General features: G+C 72.3%; 14 protein-coding genes. 10 read left to right on the top strand and 4 right to left on the bottom strand.

The genetic code is table 11. From position 1 onward, the window contains the following. Positions 1-156: 156 nt before the first annotated feature. Positions 157-840 carry a hypothetical protein gene (locus ACH4DX_RS28500; protein ID WP_398157253.1) on the bottom strand — a complete coding sequence of 228 codons (684 nt, stop codon included), beginning with the start codon at positions 838-840 and terminating at the stop codon, positions 157-159. A 55-nt stretch (positions 841-895) separates the two neighbouring features. Further along, positions 896-1,699 (bottom strand): bifunctional DNA primase/polymerase, encoded by an 804-nt coding sequence (locus ACH4DX_RS28495; protein ID WP_398157252.1) that lies wholly within the window; start codon positions 1,697-1,699, stop codon positions 896-898. A 624-nt stretch (positions 1,700-2,323) separates the two neighbouring features. Between ACH4DX_RS28495 and ACH4DX_RS28490 the strand changes: the two genes are divergently transcribed. Beyond that, on the top strand, positions 2,324-3,802 hold the full coding sequence (locus ACH4DX_RS28490; RefSeq protein ID WP_398157251.1) for a PP2C family protein-serine/threonine phosphatase: 1,479 nt from the start codon (positions 2,324-2,326) through the stop codon (positions 3,800-3,802). A gap of 241 nt (positions 3,803-4,043) precedes the next feature. After that, positions 4,044-5,513, top strand: a complete 1,470-nt coding sequence (locus tag ACH4DX_RS28485) for an aminopeptidase P family protein (RefSeq protein WP_398157250.1) — start codon at positions 4,044-4,046, stop codon at positions 5,511-5,513. A gap of 290 nt (positions 5,514-5,803) precedes the next feature. On the opposite strand, the gene ACH4DX_RS28480 is transcribed toward ACH4DX_RS28485, so the two are convergent. Continuing rightward, complete coding sequence (locus ACH4DX_RS28480; protein WP_398157249.1) at positions 5,804-6,391, bottom strand: carboxymuconolactone decarboxylase family protein; 588 nt, start codon at positions 6,389-6,391, stop codon at positions 5,804-5,806. Positions 6,392-6,432: 41 nt separating this feature from the next. Between ACH4DX_RS28480 and ACH4DX_RS28475 the strand changes: the two genes are divergently transcribed. Beyond that, complete coding sequence (locus ACH4DX_RS28475; protein WP_398157248.1) at positions 6,433-7,890, top strand: PLP-dependent aminotransferase family protein; 1,458 nt, start codon at positions 6,433-6,435, stop codon at positions 7,888-7,890. A gap of 102 nt (positions 7,891-7,992) precedes the next feature. On the opposite strand, the gene ACH4DX_RS28470 is transcribed toward ACH4DX_RS28475, so the two are convergent. After that, positions 7,993-8,499 carry an ATP-binding protein gene (locus ACH4DX_RS28470; RefSeq protein ID WP_398119308.1) on the bottom strand — a complete coding sequence of 169 codons (507 nt, stop codon included), beginning with the start codon at positions 8,497-8,499 and terminating at the stop codon, positions 7,993-7,995. Between the two features lie 204 nt (positions 8,500-8,703). Here ACH4DX_RS28470 and ACH4DX_RS28465 point away from each other — a divergent pair, with 204 nt between their 5' ends. The 7 genes from ACH4DX_RS28465 (at position 8,704) to pheA (ending at position 16,587) form a co-directional block, all read left to right on the top strand. Further along, entirely contained in the window at positions 8,704-9,573 is an 870-nt protein-coding gene (locus ACH4DX_RS28465) for a hypothetical protein (RefSeq protein WP_398157247.1), read from the top strand. Between the two features lie 181 nt (positions 9,574-9,754). Then, positions 9,755-10,525 (top strand): YcnI family protein, encoded by a 771-nt coding sequence (locus ACH4DX_RS28460; RefSeq protein ID WP_398157246.1) that lies wholly within the window; start codon positions 9,755-9,757, stop codon positions 10,523-10,525. Between the two features lie 71 nt (positions 10,526-10,596). Next, positions 10,597-11,382 carry an SCO family protein gene (locus tag ACH4DX_RS28455; RefSeq protein WP_398157245.1) on the top strand — a complete coding sequence of 262 codons (786 nt, stop codon included), beginning with the start codon at positions 10,597-10,599 and terminating at the stop codon, positions 11,380-11,382. Continuing rightward, the gene (locus tag ACH4DX_RS28450) at positions 11,379-12,089 is read left to right on the top strand and encodes a copper chaperone PCu(A)C (protein WP_398157244.1); all 711 of its coding nucleotides are present in this window, start codon (positions 11,379-11,381) and stop codon (positions 12,087-12,089) included. The genes ACH4DX_RS28455 and ACH4DX_RS28450 overlap by 4 nt, the downstream gene beginning before the upstream one ends. Before the next feature lie 16 nt (positions 12,090-12,105). Further along, positions 12,106-14,235: a copper resistance CopC/CopD family protein gene (locus tag ACH4DX_RS28445; RefSeq protein ID WP_398157243.1), complete on the top strand. Its 2,130-nt coding sequence runs from the start codon at positions 12,106-12,108 to the stop codon at positions 14,233-14,235. A 4-nt stretch (positions 14,236-14,239) separates the two neighbouring features. Further along, complete coding sequence (gene efeB, locus ACH4DX_RS28440) at positions 14,240-15,490, top strand: iron uptake transporter deferrochelatase/peroxidase subunit (protein ID WP_398119320.1); 1,251 nt, start codon at positions 14,240-14,242, stop codon at positions 15,488-15,490. Between the two features lie 161 nt (positions 15,491-15,651). Next, positions 15,652-16,587, top strand: a complete 936-nt coding sequence (gene pheA, locus ACH4DX_RS28435) for a prephenate dehydratase (RefSeq protein ID WP_398119322.1) — start codon at positions 15,652-15,654, stop codon at positions 16,585-16,587. Positions 16,588-17,005 lie beyond the last annotated feature (418 nt).

Here is a 17,005-nt window from a genome sequence, read left to right as displayed (position 1 = left end):
ACAACTCCCGTGGGAAGCAGGTAAATCCCTGTCCGGATAACTGGGATCGAATTTGCCAAGCGCCGATCTCTTGTTACCGTTCTGGTAGCCCGGTTGCTGGTGCATCCCCCGTCGCCAGCAACCGGGCGTTTCTGTGCCCTGCGAACGGTCGCACGCTCAACTGCCCGCTGGGGCCGCCGAGTTGCTGCCCGACCGCAGCAGCAGGGCGTCGCTGCGCTCCACCGCGAACTCCGCCACCGCCGAGTACCGCGCCGCGGCCCCCGCCGTGCGTTCCCGGGGCGTGTCGCAAGCCGTGGGCTCGTCCTCCGCGCCCACCGGACAGTGCATCCGCAGGGTGCGCCCCATGGGCCCCATGAGACTGAGTACAGCCTTCATCGACTCGCCGGTGGCGTTGCGGTAGTACGTGCGCGCCCAGGTCTCACCGGCCTGGGTCAGGACGCAGGTCTGGGCTTCGACGCCTCCCGGCGAGGAGAGTTCCGGCCCGCAGCGCACGGTGGTCTCGGCCGGGGGCGGTACGTCGCCCGCGGCGGCGGGTGCGTCGGCGGACGCGGCCGCGGGTGCGTCGGCATTCGGGGCAGCGGCGCGCGCGGGCCCCTCGGGCGCCTTGGCGTCGTCGTGGACGATGGACCCCTCGGGCGCTTCGGCGTCCTCGTGCAGGACGGACCCCTCGGAGGCCTCGGCGTCCTCGGCGTCCTCGTGGAGCACAGCTCGCTCGCGGGCCTTGGCGTCCTGCGTGGGCACGGGCCCCGCGGACGCGCCGGCGAGCGGCAGCAGCACCGCGACGGCCACGACGCCCAGGAGTGCGAGCAGGCGGGGGTTCACGACCGGGGGCGGGTGCATGGGCCGAAGATAACGACCGGGAAGGCCCGGCCCGTCCGTCCCGCGCCCAGTACCCCTACAACTCGGGCGCGCTCACACCCGGACGAGTGAGCGCGTCGACCACCGCGTCGACGACGGCCTGGACGTCGGGCACCCAGGGGTTCGCGGAGCCCGGGGCCGGGGCGCGCTCCCAGCGCACCTGCCCCTGGCCGGTCTCCGACGGCGGCAGGGCGACGTACCCGCCGTCGCCGTGGAACCGCAGCGATCCCGGGACCCAGTCCTTGGCGTAAAGGAGCGCGCCCAACTGCTCCATCGAGTACGGCGCGACGAGGATGAGGACACGGGTCTGGGTGGCGACGACGGGGCCGAGTCGGACACCGGCCTTGTCGAGTGCGGCCAGGGCGCGCGCGCCGGCCACGGCGGGCAGGCTCACGGCGCACGGGGCGCGCCCGCCGGTGGCCATGAGCACCGGTGCGCCGGGCCGATTGGTCCACCACCAGCGCACCATGCGCTCGTCGGTGGTCGCGGCGAGCAGGCCCGGGTCGAGCGGGTGGGCGCCGGGGAAGGCACAGTCGGGGTCGGGACACGCGCAGCGCGTGGTGGCACTCCGCGGTGCGGACGCACCGGTGCCCTTGGCGGCCTTCCTGGCGGCCTTGCCGGTCCTCCTGCGGGTGTCGCCCTGCCGGTCCGCGCGCGCGCCGAGGGTGTCGAGGCCGTCGAGGCCCCGCCTGACCTGGTCCTCCGTACCGATGCCCGGCAGCACGGGCCATCGCCACGCTGTCGCGAAGGTCAGGGCCGCGAGCAGAGCAGGACTCTGGTCAGGCTTCCTACCGACTCGCCAGGACAGGAGCCTGCGTCGCCTTCCGAGGATCTCGCGCATGAGCGCTCGTTCCTTTCCGTTACACGCAGAGGGACACTTCGGGCCACATCACACCATGAGTGGATCTCAATCGCCGTGCGTACGAGGTGCGCGTACTAGGTGCATGCAAGTGCGTACAGGTGCGTACAGGTGCGTACAAGCTGGCGCATCACACCCCAGCCTGCGGCATGGGGCTCCCCTATGGGCCGAGCGTTGACGTGGCGAGGGGTGGCGACGCCTGGCGTTTGCCGTCCCGCGCATTTCATGCCGCCCGTACCGCGGGAGGATGGGGCACGGTCGCCGTGGGTTTAGACGCTCGACTCGGCCACCAGGTTCCGGGCACCGTACAACTGCCCCCGGCCATCACCGAGTACGTACCCCACACGACCGCTGTGACGCTCCTTCGAACAATGTCAGTCGACCGCAATATGCCGTTCGCTGCAACAGTTTTCAGACAAGTTCTCAAGATCGGTTCCAGTTCACGGAATTCACCCGCGTCGCACTGGACACCACGAATCCTTGCAGGACAATGCTGGACATCCCCTCTTCCCTGCGTGTAGATGTGGAGACATTGCCAGCGACGCAGAATGACAGGGGGTTTGCGATGCTATCGAGCAATACGCGCTGGTCGGAAAGCCGTCAGCCATGAACGCCCCGCATCCTCCGAAAGTGGCCGGAATCGATTCCACTGTTCCCTCGCCCGCCCACACTGCCACGCCCGCCCCAACCGCTCAGGGCGCGCCGGGGGCACTGATCCAGGACCGTCTCGCCGGCTGGGTCTCGGACCTCACCACCCTGCACGAACTCTCCGAGCGCCTGTCCCGCACGGCCACCCTTGACGACGCGCTCAAGGAACTGCTCCGCGCCGGGGCCGCGCTGGTCGGCGCCGCCCGCGGCCTCGTCGTCCTGGAGCCCGCCGACGGCCGCGGCCCCGACACGACGGTCGGACTCGGCCTCACCCGCGCCGACCTCGGCCATCTGGAGACGGTGCCGCGCACCGCGACGTCGCTCGGCAGACTGCTCGACGCCACCGCCGCGTACGCCCCCGGCGCGGCCGACGCGGCGAGCGCCCCGACCGCGGGGGAGACCCCCGCCATGGCCACCGCGGGCACCCCCGCGCCCCGGCCGCCCGTCACCGAGATCGTGCAGCCCGACCTCTTCGCCGACGACACCCTCGACCCCCGCCACCGCGAGGTCGCCCTCCGCATCGGCTACGCCGCGAGCTACGCGCTGCCGCTGGTCACCGACGCGGCGGGACGGGTCGGCGCGGTGGTGTGGCTGTACGCCGAACCCGCCGAGCCCGCCGAGCGCCGACGGCACCTCGCAGGCCGCTACGTCCAGTACGCGACCGAGCACCTGGCGCGCTTGGTGGAGCTCGACCGCGCCCGTACGACCACCGCGACCCTGCGCGAGGAACTGCTTCCCTCGCGGCTTCCGCGCGTGCCGGGGGTGCAACTCGCGGCCCGGCACCACGCGGGACCGCGCGGCGGCGGCGACTGGTTCGACGCGCTGCCGCTGCCCGAGGCGGCGCTCGGCCTCGCGGTCGGCTCCGTCACCGGGTCGGGGCCGAGCGCTGTCGCCGCGATGGGACGGCTGCGGGCGTCGCTGCGGGCGTACGCGGTGATGGAGGGCGAGGACCCGGTCGCCGTCCTGTCCGACCTGGAGCTGTTGCTCCGCCTGACCGAGCCCGCGCGCTCGGCGACGGCGCTCTTCGCGTACTGCGAACCGGCGCCGCGCAAGCTCGTGCTCGCCGGGGCCGGGCACAGCCCGCCGCTGATCATCGGCGAGCGGCGCACGGAGTTCCTGGAGACGTCCCTGTCGGCGCCGCTCGGCATGCTCGCCTGCTGGGAGGCGCCCAGCGTGGAGCTCGACGCGGAACCTGGAGAAACGGTGCTGCTCTATACGGACGGGCTCCTCCACCGCACCGGTGACTCGATGGACCGCGCCTTCGCCCGGCTGCACGCGGCGGCGGTCGGCGTACCGAAGGCGGCCCGCGAGGACCCCGGCGCCGTCGCCGACCACATCCTGCGCACGATGCTGCCGGCGGGCCCCGACGCCCCGAACAGCGTGCACGGCGCGGACAGCGAGGAGGACGTGGTGCTGCTCGCGGTGCGCTTCGAGTGAGGGTTCGCGGTGCGCTCCGGCCAGGACTCGGGGTGCGCCCGACGTAAGGAACCCGCCCCGCGCAAGGAAACCGCCCGGCGCAAGGAACCCGCCCCGCGCAAGGAACCCGCCGGCTGTAAGGAACTCGGTACTCCGCGTAAGCCTGCCGCCGTGGGCCTTCCGGCCCTGGGCCCCCTCCCGTACGACCGTACGATGGAGGGGCTCCAGTGACGTACACAGCCGTGAAAACAGGAGGCAGACCGTGTCGGACGCCCTCAACCCGGAGACCCCGGAAGAGCTGGTGGAGACCGAAGAAGAGCCGATCAAGCAGCGCAAGAACGGCCTCTACCCCGGTGTCTCCGACGAGCTCGCCGAGAACATGAAGTCCGGGTGGGCCGACACCGAGCTGTACGACCTGCGGCCCGTCCCGCAGGCCGCGGAGACCGCCGCCCGGCGCGCCGCGCTCTCCGCGCGCTTCCCCGGCGAGCGTCTCGTCGTGCCCGCGGGCAACCTGAAGACCCGCTCCAACGACACGGAGTACGCCTTCCGCGCCTCCGTCGAGTACGCCTACCTCACCGGCAACCAGACGGAGGACGGCGTCCTCGTCCTCGAGCCCACGGCCGAGGGCCACGAGGCGACCATCTATCTGCTGCCGCGGTCCAACCGCGAGAACGGCGAGTTCTGGCTCGACGGCCAGGGCGAGCTGTGGGTCGGCCGCCGTCACTCCCTGACCGAGGCCGAGAAGCTGTACGGCATCCCCGCTTCCGACGTGCGGGAGCTCGCGGACGCGCTGCGCGAGGGCACCGGGCCCGTCCGCGTCGTACGCGGGTACGACGCCGGGATCGAGGCGGCCCTGGCCGACAAGGTCACCGCCGAGCGCGACGAGGAGCTGCGCGTCTTCCTCTCGGAGGCCCGCCTGGTCAAGGACGCGTTCGAGGTCGGCGAGCTACAGAAGGCCGTGGACTCCACGGTGCGCGGCTTCGAGGACGTGGTGAAGGTCCTCGACAAGGCCGAGGCCACCAGCGAGCGCTACATCGAGGGCACGTTCTTCCTGCGCGCCCGCGTCGAGGGCAACGACATCGGCTACGGCTCGATCTGTGCCGCCGGCCCGCACGCCACCACCCTGCACTGGGTGCGCAACGACGGCGCCGTCCGCTCCGGCGAGCTGCTCCTGCTCGACGCGGGCGTGGAGACGCACACGTACTACACGGCGGACATCACCCGCACCCTGCCGATCAACGGCCGCTTCGACGAGTTGCAGAAGAAGATCTACGACGCCGTGTACGAGGCCCAGGAGGCCGGTATCGCGGCCGTCAGGCCCGGCGGCAAGTTCCGTGACTTCCACGACGCCTCGCAGCGCGTGCTCGCCGAGAAGCTCGTGGAGTGGGGGCTGGTCGAGGGCCCGGTCGAGCGGGTCGTCGAGCTCGGGCTCCAGCGCCGCTGGACGCTGCACGGCACCGGCCACATGCTCGGCATGGACGTGCACGACTGCGCCGCCGCGCGCCGCGAGTCGTACGCCGACGGCACCCTGGAGCCGGGCATGTGCCTGACCGTCGAGCCGGGTCTGTACTTCCAGGCGGACGACCTGACCGTGCCCGAGGAGTACCGCGGCATCGGTGTGCGCATCGAGGACGACATCCTCGTCACCGAGGACGGCAACCGCAACCTCTCGGCCGCGCTGCCCCGCCGGTCCGACGAGGTCGAGGCGTGGATGGCCGCGCTGAAGGGCTGACCGCGACGTGCTGGACGGGCTGGAGGTTTCCGGCCCGTCCCATGTACTGGGCGGCCCGGAGGCTCTGGCCCGTCCGATGTGCTGCGCGGCCCGGAGATTCCCAGCCCGCCGGACGGCCCGAAGATTCCCAGCCTGCCGGACGGGCCGGAGATTTCCAGCCCGTCCGGCGTTTGAGGACGAGGCCGCAGGCCGATTCTTGAACCCCAGCCGGGGACGGGCCGCAGGCCGATTCTCGACCCCCGGCCGGGGACGGGCCGCAGACGCCACAGGCCGGCGAGGGGGCGCCGGGGTCAGCCCCGACGCTCATCCGTCCCGGCAACCTTCCCCGTGGCGAGGGCGATCCGATTCCACGTATTGATCGCGAGGATCAGGGCGAGAACCTGCGCAAGCTCCGCCTCCGCGAACTCCCCCGCGGCCTCCGCGTAAGCGGAATCCGGCACCCCCGCGTCCGCGACACGGGTCACCGCGTCCGTCAGGGCGAGAGCGGCCTGCTCCTTGGCGGTGAAGAAGTTCCGGGCCTCGCGCCAGACGGCCACCATGTGCAGCCGGTCCTCGCTCTCGCCCGCCTTGCGCGCGTCGTTGGTGTGCATGTGCAGGCAGTACGCGCAGCCGTTGAGGTACGAGGCGCGGATCTGGATCAGTTCGACCAGGGCCGGGTCGAGGCCCTCGCGGGCGGCGGCGTCCAGGCCGATGACGGCCCTGAAGACCTTCGGGGCGGTCCTGGCGAAGTCGACGCGGGCGACGGTCCCGGTGGCCGCGGCGGTGTGCGTGCCGGGCGCGGTGTGGGTGGCGGCGGGGGCCGTGCTGTGGGTCGTGATGGGGGCCGCGGTGTGCGTCGTGGCGGGGGCCGCGGTGTTCGTGTTGTTCGTCATGACCATGAATCTATGGCCCGGAAAGACCACGGATAGGGTGCATTCCCATGGCGGAATCGTGGGTCAATTCGGCGGAGCGCATCGGCAGTGACCTGCACCTGGAGCTCTCCGGCGGCGGCAGCCGCAGGGCCGCGCTCAGCCGTGCCCTGCGCGCGGCGGTCCAGGACGGCAGACTCGCCCCCGGCACCCGGCTCCCCCCGTACCGCTCCCTCGCCGCCGACCTGGGCATCGCCCGCAACACCGTCGCCGACGCCTACGCCGAACTCGTCGCCGAGGGCTGGCTGACGGCCAGGCAGGGCTCGGGCACCCGGGTGGCCGAACGGGCCGCCCCACCGCCCGGCGTGCGCGTGCCCAAGCGCTCCGCGGCGGCCGCGCGCCCCGCGCACAACCTCGTCCAGGGCCAGCCGGACACCGGCTCCTTCCCCCGCACCGCCTGGCTCGCCGCCGCCCGGCGTGCCCTCACCGCCGCGCCCAACGAGGCCTTCGGGCCCGGCGATCCGCAGGGGCGCATCGAGCTGCGCCGGGCGCTCGCCGGGTATCTGGCGCGGGCGCGCGGGGTGCGCACGACCCCGGAGCGGATCGTGGTGTGCTCCGGCTTCGCGCACGCGCTGCGGCTGCTGTTCGGCGGGCCCGGCGGTGGCGGAAGCGGAGGGGTGCTGCGCGGTCCCGTCGCCGTGGAGGCCTACGGACTCGGCTTCCACCGCTCGCTGCTCGACGCCGCGAAGGCGCGGACCCTGCCGCTGACCCTCGACGAACACGGTGCCCGCGTCGAGGAGTTGGCGGACCTTCCGGTACCCGTACGGGCACTGCTCCTGACGCCCGCGCACCAGTTCCCGACCGGCGGGCCGCTGCACCCCGGGCGCCGCAGCGCCGCCGTCGACTGGGCCCGTACCAGCGGCGGGCTGATCCTGGAGGACGACTACGACGGTGAGTTCCGCTACGACCGGGAACCCGTCGGCGCGGTCCAGGGCCTGGACCCCGAACGCGTCGTCTACACCGGCTCGGTGAGCAAGAGCCTGTCGCCCGCCGTACGGCTCGGCTGGATGGTCCTCCCGGAGCATCTGGTCGACGCCGTCGTCACCGCCAAGGGCGAGCGGGAGGCCTGGGCGAGCGTCCCCGACCAGCTCACCCTCGCCGACCTGATCGACTCCGGCCACTACGACCGGCACGTCCGCCGCATGCGCCAGCGCTACCGGCGCCGCCGCGACCACCTCGTCGCCGCCCTCGCCGAGAGCGCCCCGCACATCACCGTCACCGGCATCGCGGCGGGCCTGCACGCCGTGCTCCGGCTGCCGCTTGGCACGGAGGCCTCCGCCGTGAAGGCCGCCGCGTGGCAGGGCGTCGGCGTGGAGGGCCTGTCCGACTACCGTCACCCGGCCGCGCCGGACCGGGCACCGGACGGCCTGGTCGTCGGGTACGCGACACCGCCCGAGCACGCGTACGCGGCGGCGGTCGAGGCCCTGTGCAGGGTGCTGCCGCCGCCCCCGGGCGGGCCGGGGCTCTGACGGCCACCTGCGCGCCCTTCTGGGCCGTGCCCCGATCCCGGCACTGGATGTGTACGAGAGGACGGTACGGACCACTGGGCGGTACGCGGCCTGAGGAAAGCCTCAGGCAGAGACGAGCGGGGCGCCCTCACGCCACTTGAGGACCTTGTCGAAACTGATCACCGCGCCGCCGCGCCCAGACTTGTTGTCCAGGTCCACGTGGTCGGCGAGCTCCCTGATGAGACACAGGCCGCGCCCGCTCTCCGACGTCTCGGGAGGCAGGGGGAGCGCTGGGGCCGGAGCGGGGCGCCGGGACCGGCGCCGCCCCCGGCGGCCCGCGGACACGCGCACCCGGCTCGGCGGGAAACCGGGGCCGGAGTCGGCGACCTCGATGCGGCACTTCTCGCCGTCGAGGTACGCCGTGACCCGGTAGGCGCCGCCGGGCGCGTCGGGAGGCGCGGCCCCGCCGTGCTCCACCGCGTTGGCGCAGGCCTCGGTGAGCGCGAGGGACAAGTCGTAGGAGTCGTCGGGGTGCACCCCCGCGCTCTCCATCGTGCCCATCAGCAGGCGCCGGGCGAGCGGGACGCTCGCAGCTTCGCGCCGCAAATGGAGTGACCACCAGATGCTCATGCTCCAGCCTCCTGGCTGCGGCTCGACATACCGATACGTATTGCCGCGCACACCGGCGGATAAGCGCCCTCTTGCCGTGATGCCGCCCATACGGCGGACGCGGTGCCAACCCCGCCCGGTGTAGTCGCGTACCCGTTCCACGAAGCGGAAGCCTGTCGACCTGCCGTAGGCGCGGGAGGCGCCTGGTGCGATGATGGCCCGGCCATGACTGCCCCCCACCAGCGCCACGCGCGCACCGGAGCCGACCTCCGGCTGCTGCGGGCCGCGACGTTCGCCGCGGTCTGCGTCGCGCTGTCCGCCGGGGGCCATGTGCTCGCCTCGTGTGCCGCCGTACCGCTGTGGACGCTGGCCGTGGCCTTCCTCGCGGCCCTCGCCTTCGCCATGCCCCTCGCCGGGCGCGAGCGGACGCTGCCGGGGATCGCGGCCGCGCTCGCCGTGGGCCAGCTCGCGCTGCACGCCCTGTTCGGCCTCGGCCAGCAGCACGGCACGGCGATGACCGCGGCCACCGCCGGTGGCGGACAGGACACCGGTTCGCTCGTCGAGCGCGCCGCCCGCATCGTGTGCGGCGCCGGCGGGGCGACCATCACGCCCCTCCAGGCCCGGCAGATCCTGGAGGGCGCCGGGCTCGGCCCGGCGGGCGGCGCGCACGCGGCGCACGCCCCCGCCGGGGCCACGGCGGCTCCCCCGCCGCCGACGGGGCCCTCGATGGGCCCGGCGATGGACACCGGTACCGCGGCCGCCCTGCTGCCGTCCCTGCCGATGCTGCTCGCGCACCTCCTCGCGGCGCTCGCCGCGGGCTGGCTGCTGCGCCGCGGCGACCTCGCGCTCGGCCGCCTGGTGCGGCTCTCCGCCCAGGGGGCGTACGGAGTCGCCGAGGCGGCGCTCATGCGCTCCCTGCGGGCCGCTCTCGCGCTGGTACGAATCCTGCGCGCCGGGCTCACCGGCGCACCCACGGCAGGCCCGGTGCGCGCCGCCCACACCCTCGTACCGCCGCGGCCGAGGACACCCGCGCTCGATGACACGGTGATCCGCCGGGGCCCGCCCGCGCCCGCCGCACTCACGCTCGCCGCCTGACGCGGACCGCTCCTCCCGTACGACCCGGAGGGGTGCCGCGTGGCGCACCCACACGCGCGCACGCGTGGCCGTACGGCCCGCCGCCGCGTCCCCTTCCGAACACCACAGTGCGTACGGCCGTATTCACCGTTCATCACGGGCACGACCTCGTGCCCGCCTGCTGAAACTGGAGCACTCCGCCATGAAGTCCCTGACCCGCGTCTCCGTCGTCGCCGGCACCGCCGCCTCCGCCGTCCTGCTGCTCTCCGCCGTCCCCGCGTTCGCGCACGTCAGCGTCACCGCCGAGGGCGTGGCCGCCAAGGGCGGCTACGCGACCGTCAACTTCAAGGTCCCCAACGAGCGCGACGACGCCTCGACGACCAAGCTCGAGGTCACCTTCCCCGCCGACCAGCCGCTCGCCTCCGTGATGACCCAGCCCGTGCCCGGCTGGAAGGCGAAGGTCACCAAGACCAAGCTGAAGAAGCCGCTCGAGATCCACGGCGAGAAGATCGACGAGGCCGTCTCCAAGGTCACCTGGACCGCCGACGGCAAGGGCATCGAGCCCGGCACCTTCCAGAAGTTCCCGCTGTCCGTCGGCCAGCTCCCCGAGGACGCCGACCAGATGGTCTTCAAGGCCCTCCAGACGTACAGCAACAAGGAAGTCGTCCGCTGGATCGAGCCGCAGCAGAAGGGCGCGGAGGAGCCGGACTTCCCGGCGCCCGCCCTCGCGCTGAGCGCCGCCGACGACCACCACGGCGGCGGTGCCGCGTCCGACGACGCCGACGACGACGCCGACGACGCCGACGACGCCAAGGCCGCCGGAGCCAAGGACGGCGAGGAGGCCTCCTCGAAGGCGTCCGACAGCGACAGCAGCGACACCACCGCCCGGACCCTCGGCGTCGTCGGCATCGTCGTCGGCGCCGCGGGCGTGGCCTTCGGGGTGCTCGCGGGCCGTCGCCGCGCCAACAGCTGAGCCACCCGCGGGACGCGCCGCGGGCCCGGCCCCGGCGCGTCCCGGACTCCTCACATCTGGGACATTTTCGTATGCGCAAGTTGAGCAAGTCGAGCAAGCCGAACAACGGATCGAGCCACAAGCCGAGTAACAACCCGAGCAACGAGTCGAGCAACAAGCCGGGCAACAAGCCGGGCAAGCAGACCACGAAGGCGCTGGCCGCTGCCGCGTTGCTCACCGCGGCCGCCCTCTCCCTGACGGCGTGCGGTTCGGGCGACGGCAAGAAGGACAAGCCGGTCGCCGACGTGTCGATGGAGTCGGGCACGAAGAAGGCCGCGACCGTCCTCGACAAGCCGTTCAAGAAGCCGGACCTGGTCCTGAAGGACACCCACGGCAAGAAGTACGACCTGCGCGAGCAGACCAAGGGCAAGCCGGTGCTCCTCTACTACGGCTACACCAACTGCCCCGACGTCTGTCCGCTGACGATGAGCAACATCGCGGTCGCCAAGAAGAGCCTGCTACAGAAGAAGACCGTCACGAAGGCGGAGCTCGACAAGCTCCAGGTCGTCTTCGTCACCACCGACCCGAAGCGGGACACCGGCAAGGAACTCGGCACGTGGCTGAAGGCCCAGGACCCCGAGTTCATCGGCCTGACCGGTGACTTCCCGACCATCCAGGGCAGCGCCCGCACCGTCGGCATCAGCATCGAGCCGTCCAAGGAACTCAAGAACGGCAAGATCGAGTCGATGCACGGCACCCAGGTCGTCGCCTTCTCGCCGAAGTCCGACACCGGGTACGTCGTCTACAACGGCAAGGACGCGACGGCCAAGGACTACGAGCGGGACCTCCCCAAGATCATCGAGGGGCGGAACCCGTGAACCACCGCACCACCCGCCGTCGCCGTCTCCTCAGCGGCGGCGCCCTCGCGCTGACCGCGGGCCTCGCCCTCGCGGGCTGCGGCGACGACTCCGGCTCCGGCTCGGCATCGGCGTCCTCCGAAGCCGCGAAGAAGCCCGAACTCGCCGTCAGCGGCGCCTACATCCCCGCCCCCGCCATGGACAACATGGCAGGCGGCTTCTTCAAGATCACGAACAGGGGTGCGGCCGACAAGCTCGTCTCGGCCTCGAGCCCGCTCGCGGGCAGCGTCACCCTGCACGCCACCGTCGGCTCCACGATGAAGGAGCGGAAGTCCTTCGACGTGCCAGCGAACGGCGAGCTCGACTTCGCCCGCGGCGGCAACCACATCATGCTGGAAAAGCTGAAGCACAAGCCGGAACAGGGCGACGAGGTCGAGGTCACCCTCCGCTTCGAGAAGTCGAAGCCGATCACCGTCACGATGCCGGTGCGGGCCGCGACGTACAACCCGGACGCGGGCTCCGAGGACTCCGGCGCCACGGCGAAGCACCCCTCCGGCGCCGCGGAGAAGCACGAGTCCGGCTCCACGGGGAAGCACGACTCCGGTTCTACGGAGAAGCACGACTCCAGCTCCGCGGAGAAGCACGACTCCGGCAACACCAAGACCCACTCCACCACCGACAAGCACGCGGCGGCCGACGAGCCGACCGACCTGCACGCGTCGCACTGAGGGGACTGAAGAGTTGATGCGGACCACCGCTCCCCGCCCGGGGCCGGCCTTCCCGACCGGGTACGGGCGCCTGCTGATCGTCGCCGTCGCCCTGATCGGCGCCGTCCTCGGCTCCCTGCTCGCCGCGGCGGCGCCCGCCGACGCGCACGCCGCGCTCACCGGGAGCGACCCCAAGCAGGGAGCGGTGGTCGACGAGGCACCCCGGCAGGTGTCACTGACCTTCTCCGAGAAGGTCGCCCTGTCCGACGGCTCGGTACGGGTCCTCGACCCGGCCGGGAAGCGCGTCGACACCGGCAGGACCAGTGACCTGGGCTCGCACGCCTACGGCGTGAAGCTCAAGCCGGGGCTGCCCGACGGCACCTTCACCGTCGCCTACCAGGTCGTCTCCGCCGACAGCCACCCCATCGCCGGCGCCTTCACCTTCTCCATCGGCGCGCCGTCGGCCACCAAGGTGTCGCTGTCCGAGCAGGAGGTCGGCGGCGGACTCGTCGGCGGACTCTACGACTTCGCCCGCTACATCGCGTACGCGGGATTCACCGTCGTCGTCGGCGGCGCCGCGTTCGTGCTGGGCTGCTGGCAGCGCGGTGCGGGCGTGCGGGCGCTGCAACGCCTCGTGGTCGGCGGCTGGCTCGCGCTCACCGGCGCCACCCTGGTCACGCTGCTGCTCCGCGCGCCCTACACCGGCTCCGGCAAGCTCGGCGACGCCTTCGACCTGGCCGAACTCGGCGACGTGCTCCAGACCAAGACCGGTGCCGCCCTCGTCTCGCGGCTGCTGCTGCTCGCGGCCGCCGCACTGTTCATCGCCGTGCTCTTCGGCGTGTACGAGCGGCGCGAGGACCCCAAGGAGAAGCGGGACCTCGCCTTCGGCCTGGCCATCGGCGGCAGCGTCGTCGCCATCGGCATCGCGGCGACCTGGGCGCTCGCCGAGCACGCGTCGACCGGTATCCAGCCCGGGATCGCCATGCCCGTGGACGTGCTCCACCTGCTCGCCGTCGCCGCCTGGCTCGGCGGCCTCGCCGCGCTCCTGCTGTGCCTGTACCGCGCGCCGCTCGTCGACGCCGACGCCGTGCGCCGTTTCTCCCGTGTCGCCTTCGCCAGTGTGGTGACGCTCGTGGCGACCGGCCTGTACCAGTCGTGGCGGCAGGTCGGCTCGTGGTCCGCGCTCACCGGGACCGGGTACGGGCAGTTGCTGCTGGTCAAGGCCGGGCTCGTCGTCGTCCTCGTGGGCGTCGCCTCGATGTCGCGGCGCTGGACCGGCCGGATCCTCGCGGAGGCCGGGGGCCTGACGCCCGAGGCGGCGGCCGCGGCGGTCGTCGAACAGCGGACGGGCGCGGTGGGCACCGCGGGCACCACGACCAAGAGGAAGAAGCCCGTCGCCGTGGCGCACAGCTCGAAGACGGGCGTCTCGGCTCGGGTCGAGACCCCGGACGTCGAGGGCGACGGCGGCGGCAAGCGCGGCGGAGTCGACAGCAGCGGCAAGCGCGGCGGAACCGGCGGCGCCAGCAGTGGCAACGGCAGCCACGGCGGTGGAGTCGACGGCGGCGAGAAGACGGGCAGCAAGGCCCCCGGCCAGGACAAGCGGTCCGCGCAGCTCGCCCGGCAGCAGGCCGCCGTGGACGCCGCCCGCGAGAAGCGCATCCGCGACGCCGACCCGCACCGCTCGGGCCTGCGGCGCACGGTCTTCGTCGAGGCGGGCATCGCCGTCGTCGTGCTCGCCGTCACCACGCTCCTGACCAGCACCGAACCCGGCCGTACGGAGGAGGAGGCCAAGAACGCCTCCTCGGTCTCGGCCCAGCAGCCCACAGGCCCCGTCAAGCTCAAGATCCCCTTCGACACCGGTGGCCAGGACGGCAAGGGCACCGTGCGCCTGGAGCTGGCACCGGGCCGCACCGGCAGCAACGACCTGCACGTCTTCGCGAACCGGCCCAACGGCAGCGCCTTCGACCTGCCCGAGGTGAAGGTCGCCCTCACCCTCGAGGCCAAGGACGTCGGCCCGCTGCCCGTCGCCCCCGACCGCATCGCGACCGGACACTGGAGCGCGAGCGGCGTACAGATCCCGATGGCAGGCAAGTGGCAGATCAAGCTGACCGTGCGCACTTCCGACATCGACCAGGTGACCCTCGACAAGAACGTGCAGATCGGCTGACCCCATGGCGGACCACACCATTTCGCGACGGCGCCTGCTCGGCACGGCGGGCGCCACCGGCCTCGCCCTCGGCACGGCGGGCAGCGCCGCCGGATACGCGGTCGCGTCCTCGGACTCCTCCGGCGGCTCCGGGGCGGCCCTGACGACGCTCGGCACGGACGAGGTGATGTTTCACGGGAAACATCAGCCGGGAATCACCACGCCCGTGCAGTCCCGCGGCCATCTGGTCGCCTTCGACCTCGCCGCGGGCGCCGGGCGCAAGGAGGCGGCGGCTCTGCTGCGCCGCTGGTCGACGGCCGCCGAGCAGCTGATGGCGGGCAGGCCGGTGGACGGCGCGGGACCGGACACGGACGTCGCGCGCGACGCCGGACCGTCCGCGCTCACCGTCACCTTCGGCTTCGGCCACAGCTTCTTCGGCCGCACCGGCCTGGAGAAGCAGCGCCCCGCCGCCCTCGATCCGCTGCCGGACTTCTCCTCCGACCACCTCGACAAGGCCCGCAGCAACGGTGACCTCTGGGTACAGATCGGCGCGAACGACCCGCTCGTCGCCTTCCACGCGCTGCGCGCCCTGCAACGCCTCGCCGGTTCGGCGGCGAAGGTGCGCTGGCAGATGAACGGCTTCAACCGCTCGCCCGGCGCCACCACCCGCCCCATGACCACCCGCAACCTCATGGGCCAGATCGACGGTACGAACAATCCCCAGCCGTCCGACGACGACTTCAACAAGCGGATCTTCGTGCCCGGCAGACCGGACGGCACGGATCCGGCCTGGATGGCCGACGGCTCCTACGCCGTCGTACGCCGTATCCGGATGCTCCTCGACGACTGGGAGGAGCTGTCCACGCGCGCCCAGGAAGAGGTCATCGGCCGCCGCAAGTCCGACGGCGCGCCCCTCACCGGCGGCACGGAGACCACCGAGATGCAGCTGGAGAAGACCGGCACCGGCGGTGATCTCGTGGTTCCTCTCAACGCGCACGCCCGTATCTCACGGCCGGACCAGAACGGCGGCGCCGCGATGCTGCGGCGGCCCTTCTCGTACCACGACGGCTTCGACGCCAAGGGCGACCCCGACGCCGGTCTCCTGTTCGTCTGCTGGCAGGCGAACCCCCTCCAGGGCTTCGTCCCCGTACAGCGCAAGCTCGACCGCGGCGACGCCCTCTCCGCGTTCATCCGCCACGAGGCGAGCGGTCTGTTCGCGGTGCCGGGCGGGGCGGGGGCCGGGGAGTACGTGGGGGAGCGGCTCCTGGAGGGGTGAGGCGGCCGAGGGCGCGCGGCGGGCCGGACGCGGCACGGGGGGGCCGCGGCACGGGGGCCGCGGCACGGCGTGGCGCGCGAGGCGGCGTCAACAGTGGCCGCCGCCCTGCTGTAGCGGTCGCCGTACGCCATCCGTCCCACCCGGCGCATTAGTGTGACGGCATGTCGGCGACGCGATATACCTACCTCGGCCCCGAGGGCACCTTCACCGAAGCTGCCCTGCGGACCCTGCCCGAAGCGGCCACCCGTGAGCTGGTCCCGATGGTGTCCGTGCCCGCCACCCTGGACGCGGTGCGCAGCGGGGAGGCCGCGGCCGCGCTCGTCCCCATCGAGAACTCGGTGGAGGGCGGTGTCACCACGACCGTCGACGAGCTCGCCAAGGGCGAGCCGTTGATGATCTACCGCGAGGTCGTCCTGCCGATCGCCTTCGCGCTGCTGGTGCGCCCCGGTACCAAGCTCAAGGACATCAAGACGGTGACCGGCCACCCGGTGGCCCAGCCGCAGGTGCGCAACTGGCTCGCCAAGCACCTGCCGCACGCGGTGTGGGAGTCGGCGGCGTCGAACGCGGACGGCGCGCGGCTCGTGCAGGAGGGCCGGTACGACGCGGCCTTCGCCGGTGAGTTCGCGGCGGCTACGTACGGCCTCCAGGCCCTGGTCACCGACATCCACGACGCGCAGAACGCGGCGACCAGGTTCGTGCTGGTGGGCCGTCCGGCCAGGCCCGCCGCGCCGACCGGCGCGGACAAGACGTCGCTGGTGATCTGGCTGGGCGACGACCACCCCGGTGCGCTGCTCGAACTGCTCCAGGAGTTCGCGGTGCGCGGCGTCAACCTCGTACGCATCGAGTCCCGGCCGACAGGACAGGGCATCGGCAACTACTGCTTCAGTGTCGACACCGAGGGCCACATCACGGAGCGGCGTGTCGGTGAGGCCTTGATGGGCCTGAAGCGGATCTGCCCGAAGGTGCGCTTCCTCGGGTCCTACCCGCGTGCCGGTGTGGCCCTCGAGGACGTGCGGCCGCTGCGGCCGGGGACCTCCGACAGGGAATTCATGGCGGCGGCGGACTGGCTCACGCAGTGCCAGGACGGCCGATTCTGAGCGTTTCTGCGGTCCTACCTGCGGATTTACGTTGTCCACAGAAGTTATCCACAGGTGCCCTTCTCGATCTGGGGACAAGTCGACAACGAAGTGCGACATGGTCGACAAAGCGGCTCTCGGACCCCAGTGGTGTCCACACCCCCGCACGTCACCTCTCGTCCACCCTTTTGTATTGATCAACTCTTTGGAGTTAACCAATTCCACTCGAAAGTTGGCCGGGAGGGGGTTTGGGGGAGGAATCCAGTGGGGCGGGAGGAGTATTGGGAACCGCCCATTCCGGCGTCCACAGATCTTTCGCACAGCCTGTGGATAACTTTTCGGGACCCCCCACCCCTGTGGACAACCGCACCCCCAAGTCCCGTTGCCCGCAAGGTGATCCGGTCAAGGCGACAAGGGGGCTGTGCCCCGTTTCGGGGAA

This window comes from Streptomyces sp. NPDC017940, assembly GCF_044328435.1.
Lineage (GTDB): Bacteria > Actinomycetota > Actinomycetes > Streptomycetales > Streptomycetaceae > Streptomyces.
This window is presented reverse-complemented; position numbering and strand designations above follow the sequence as displayed.

Bases quoted from the DNA above. Each gene is read 5' to 3' on its own strand.
- ACH4DX_RS28500 (WP_398157253.1), bottom strand. From the start codon at position 840: ATGCACCCGCCCCCGGTCGTGAACCCCCGCCTGCTCGCACTCCTGGGC.
- ACH4DX_RS28495 (WP_398157252.1), bottom strand. From the start codon at position 1,699: ATGCGCGAGATCCTCGGAAGGCGACGCAGGCTCCTGTCCTGGCGAGTC.
- ACH4DX_RS28490 (WP_398157251.1), top strand. From the start codon at position 2,324: ATGAACGCCCCGCATCCTCCGAAAGTGGCCGGAATCGATTCCACTGTT.
- ACH4DX_RS28480 (WP_398157249.1), bottom strand. From the start codon at position 6,391: ATGGTCATGACGAACAACACGAACACCGCGGCCCCCGCCACGACGCAC.
- ACH4DX_RS28475 (WP_398157248.1), top strand. From the start codon at position 6,433: ATGGCGGAATCGTGGGTCAATTCGGCGGAGCGCATCGGCAGTGACCTG.
- ACH4DX_RS28470 (WP_398119308.1), bottom strand. From the start codon at position 8,499: ATGAGCATCTGGTGGTCACTCCATTTGCGGCGCGAAGCTGCGAGCGTC.
- ACH4DX_RS28465 (WP_398157247.1), top strand. From the start codon at position 8,704: ATGACTGCCCCCCACCAGCGCCACGCGCGCACCGGAGCCGACCTCCGG.
- ACH4DX_RS28460 (WP_398157246.1), top strand. From the start codon at position 9,755: ATGAAGTCCCTGACCCGCGTCTCCGTCGTCGCCGGCACCGCCGCCTCC.
- ACH4DX_RS28455 (WP_398157245.1), top strand. From the start codon at position 10,597: ATGCGCAAGTTGAGCAAGTCGAGCAAGCCGAACAACGGATCGAGCCAC.
- ACH4DX_RS28445 (WP_398157243.1), top strand. From the start codon at position 12,106: ATGCGGACCACCGCTCCCCGCCCGGGGCCGGCCTTCCCGACCGGGTAC.
- efeB (WP_398119320.1), top strand. From the start codon at position 14,240: ATGGCGGACCACACCATTTCGCGACGGCGCCTGCTCGGCACGGCGGGC.
- pheA (WP_398119322.1), top strand. From the start codon at position 15,652: ATGTCGGCGACGCGATATACCTACCTCGGCCCCGAGGGCACCTTCACC.